The sequence below is a fragment of the Coleofasciculus sp. LEGE 07092 genome, assembly GCF_015207375.1.
In the GTDB taxonomy this organism is placed as follows: domain Bacteria; phylum Cyanobacteriota; class Cyanobacteriia; order Cyanobacteriales; family Coleofasciculaceae; genus LEGE-07092.
The window spans coordinates 1-4,386 of record NZ_JADEWY010000230.1; the positions used below are offsets into that span (position 1 = coordinate 1).

Annotated in this window: 3 protein-coding genes; all 3 read right to left on the minus strand. The window is 42.9% G+C overall.

From position 1 onward, the window contains the following. Nucleotides 1-169: 169 nt before the first annotated feature. Nucleotides 170-2,617, minus strand: a complete 2,448-nt coding sequence (locus tag IQ257_RS30510; RefSeq protein ID WP_228061136.1) for an ABC transporter substrate-binding protein — start codon at nucleotides 2,615-2,617, stop codon at nucleotides 170-172. A gap of 41 nt (nucleotides 2,618-2,658) precedes the next feature. Then, a complete protein-coding gene (locus IQ257_RS28835) occupies nucleotides 2,659-3,669 on the minus strand; it encodes a DUF1822 family protein (protein WP_193882297.1) in 1,011 nt (336 codons plus the stop codon). Further along, on the minus strand, nucleotides 3,666-4,386 hold a 721-nt coding region (locus IQ257_RS28840), incomplete at its 5' end, for a hypothetical protein (RefSeq protein WP_228061137.1). The genes IQ257_RS28835 and IQ257_RS28840, both read right to left, overlap by 4 nt.

The window sequence follows — 4,386 nt, forward strand, 5'->3', positions numbered from 1 at the left end:
CTAATCGTTATTTATTGCTGGGATTCAATCATTTAATGGCTGCAATGAATCAATTTAAACCTTGTTATGCTTCTGGATGATTTCACTGATTAACTACTAGCTCATTTCGGAAAGTGACAGAAGAGGGATATAACGTCTCTACAGGATTTTTGTTGATCGTCTAGTATGGCTAATTAACCGGATTTGATATCAAGGGTACAAAATTATACGTTCTGGGTTGACTTCCGGGTTGAATTTTAACTAAAATTCCTTGACCAACGCGATCGCCCGATGGTAAAAATTCTACTTTTCCGGTTGCGCCATTCACTGAGAACCAAGAACTAGACAAGACTTGTTGCAACCCTTCACGAGTGCGATCGCTCTGCCTTAAACCTGTGATAATCGCTTGGGTGGCATCATAAGACATTGCCGTTCGCCAATTCACTGAACCCCCCCAAAGTTTAACGGCATTATTAGGAAAGGGATGATTTGGAATCGCGGCGGGATACCACGGCACGGCTATTACCAAGCCATTTACATCAGCTTTTCCTGACTCTATGGTTTGAGAGGTGTACAGCGTCGGAGAACCAAACAGTGCCAATCGTCCCTGATTGGCTTGTGCCACCTCTACAGCTTTGTGAATTTTGTCTACATGGGGAGCGAGTAGCAAGCTATCCGCTCCAGCGTTAATTGCTTGTGCCACCAACGCATTCGGATTGAAATCAGGAGCTGAAAGATCACAGGGTATATTGATAAAAGTGCCACCATCCGAATGGAGCGCAAAGGTGAATTCATGTCTAAAGGATTGATTGTCTACCGCTCCAAAATCAGAACACATCACAATCTTGGTTTTACGAGCTGTTTTTACGGTGTAGTCAGAGAGCGTATCGGCAACAAAACCAATGCTAGGAACCGTGCGAAATATATAATTACCGTGAGTATGATCGCTGCCAATTTCCGATAGACTCTTAGCAAAGCTCGTTGGCGATATCATTACCAATTTATTTTGATAAACCTGGGCAGCCGCGACAGAGGTATCACTGGCATTATGTCCAATCATGGCTAAAATAGTACTATCTTTAACAAACTTAGCCGCCAGTTGTTGAGCAATCGTCGGCTCATTATCATCATTAGCGATCGCCACTTTCAAGAGCGTCCCCTCAATGCCACCCGTGCGATTCACCTCATCTTGAGCCTGTGCCACTCCCCGCAGCATCTCTTGTGCCACATTTAAGTTACTCCCAATCGGGACACTTACAGCAATTTTAAAAGCCTTAGCTTTACCAATTTTGGCATTATTCAGGTAAATTAATGTTTCTGGGTCATTACGATTTTCTTGCAGCGACGTTTCAAATTTGTTAATAGCTTCCTCAAAATCTCCAGACGCCAATGCTCTTGAGCCAGCGTTCTTATCGGCATTGGTGACTGACTCGACTAAAATTTGCTCTCCTGAACTAATCCGGTTTGGTTTGCGACTTGTTATCAACCATCCGGTTGTAACTAACAATGCTGTTATCGCCACACTTAAAATAAGTACTTTGCCTAATATAGGTTTGCGGTATAACTCTTTCCAGGTTAGCGATTTTTCATCAGGATTCTGGCAAATGATAGGCAACCAAGTTGCACAAGGAAACTGTCCCTCTAACCCTTGCAATCGTTCTCTGGCATTCCGCACGGCTAAATGGAACAATTGTCCTTGAGCAAACGCTTGTAAAAAATACTTCAAAAACTCTTGGGCGACTCGATCCGGTACGGGTTCTCGCATCACAATCACTTGCGGAATTTGCAAATCAGCTAAAGCTTGCGCTAAACCTAATCCATCACAGGAATTAAAAATTGCTAGCTTCAAGCCATTTGCCAGTGCTCTTTTTAGGGCATATCTTAAATCATTAATGGTTAAATATTCGGTATCATTGATATAGAACCGACCTTCACTATTGTCTTGGCTAGAACTGTGTCCGGCAAAAAAGAGGATAGACCAATTTTGCTCCCATAGATGATCGTTGAGCTGTTGGCGTTGCGGATTTCTAAGGAAGGTTAGTTCAGCATTAGGTAACTGCCTCAGTAAAGCCTCATCTTCTGTCGTATCAATTCCTTTACTACTGCCGAAAAGCGCTAATATTTTAACCTTAGCTCTACGAGATGATGCTGATTTTTCGGCGGTAGACTCTGAAGGACTGAGCGCAATTTCTACCTTGGGGAAGTACTCAAATAAATCACATAAATGCCAAGGCAGTCGTTGCAGTTGAACATCTTGAGCTTGAACAAATACCCGAACATCATCGTCTTGTCTTAAGTTGATGAGTACTCTCTCCCGAATGGAGAGAAACGATTCAGAACGGAGCCAGGTATTTAAGCTATGACGCAGAATTTGAGCGGCATTGTCACAGTCATGAATAGAATAGTTCGTTACTTGTGCGGCTGGAGCTTCTAATCGGAATGGTAATCCTAAAGAGAACCCCAGATTAAAATAAATGTCTTGCCAGCGACGGTAATGTTCGGCAATTTCTGGTGCTGGCGGCAGTTTGCCACGGCTTTCCTGCAAAGGAGGTTTGCCATCCTCTCCAATTTGCACCGTGACTGGAAAACCCCGCTCGAAACTACCATCCAGAAATTTGAAGACAACGAACTTACCCATGACCTTGCCAATTTTAAATTTTGGATTAGTTCCTTCATCAATTAAATCACAAAATCTTCTGTAATGCTGGCAACATCTAAAGCAATCTGGACACTGAATCGTTCTCCAGGATTTCCCTTAAACATTAACTGGATAAAATTATCAGCACGTCTGGCTTTTGCTTCCAAAAATGTTGTTCCTGATTCATCGAAAACCGTTAGTCGAATATCTTCTGGGAGGATTTCACTACCCATCGAATGCACCTGTAGGATAGTATTGTACTTTACTTCGGGCATGAAAGTAACCACTAAGGCAACAGGTAAACCCGCTAATTGTACACCCAAGTCAACTAACTTGATTCCTGCCACAAATGTTGTTGGTTCCTCTAATTTCCCTCCTCCCAATTGAATCGCACTTCTAACATTCCAATCCATCCTATATCTTAAATTCCAAGCTAAATTAGCTGTGTCTAAAAAGGCATTCTGACTCTGCCACCCTCCCTCAAAGAGATTCTCAAGCCAACGGCTCAAGTTGATTAAAAGAGGGCGAGGTTTCTCTGCACCTTTTAAGGCGATCGCTTTTTGCACATCTTTCAGTTGATGGATGTAGTCAATTAGAACATCAAGGGGTTGAAAGTCGGCAATCTGAAGTTCCTCTGGTGGATTAACGGTATCGGCAGCAGGAGCAAATCCTAAAAGCTGCACTTCTGTAAGGCTTTCGTCAAACTGTACGCCTACATAACCAATCCGATTTTCCGTTACCTCCGGGGGTAACTCAACAGAACTTTCCCCTGGCAGAACCGGGCGGCATTCTAACTTCCCAATGCCCGGTAAAGCCAAATCTGCAACATTTAATATAGCGCCTTTGCCTGGATGCCAACTGTCACTTTCATTAAGATTTGTCTCAATTTCTAGCCATCTCAGATAACAATGAACGGCATAAACAGCCAGCGTATTGAAATAAACCCGTTTCCCTTTCTGAGGTGTGGCTTGTTGAGCCGCAAATTGTCGAGCGAAGCGATGCGCTTCTGTGCCAAGGGGAATCGTTAATAGAGGAATTTTTGTGTTAGTCATGGCTCTTGATCCGGCTCATATCCCAAGCTTAGGGCAATTTCTTGTAGAAGTGGCAAACATTTTCGTTTCCAGTGGGCGACGAGAACTTGATAGTTCATGCCTAACTCTCTAGCTACAGTCGCCAATCGCTCAGGAGGGTCTCTCAAGCTCAGTCTTTGGCTGAGTAATTGGCAATTGCAGTGAGAAGATTCTCTAGGATGGCAGTTTTGCAGTCGTTTGTCTGGATCTTCCTCAATGTATTGTTCTAGTTCTAGACCAATACGTTGTTTTTCCTGGCGTTGCAATTGTTCAATATATTCATCAATCCCAGTTAAATTAGGAGGGCTAAAACCTGTTTGAGATAATTGTTCTAAGTAGGTTAGTCCGGATTCCCCTGGCGCAACTAATCCATCAAAACTGTATGGAGTATGCTTATCTAGTGCATACAAATCTTGAATTCGCCAATAAAGATAACCATTAATCCACTTTACCAAGCTTTCTTGAAATGAGGGGGGACGTGGCTTGAAGGATTGAATATTTTTACTCAACCATTCCCAAGTTCGATTCAAAGCGTGAAAATAGTCGGGGTGAGAAGACTTGGCTAATCCAGGGAGATGTTGAATTTGAATTAATAGCCGATTCAGCGCTTTTTGTCGTTCCAGACTTTGATGAGGATATTTGCAAGCCTCTGCAATCAGTTCTTTTAGTTGTTCATCCATCGAATTGGGGTGTGATATG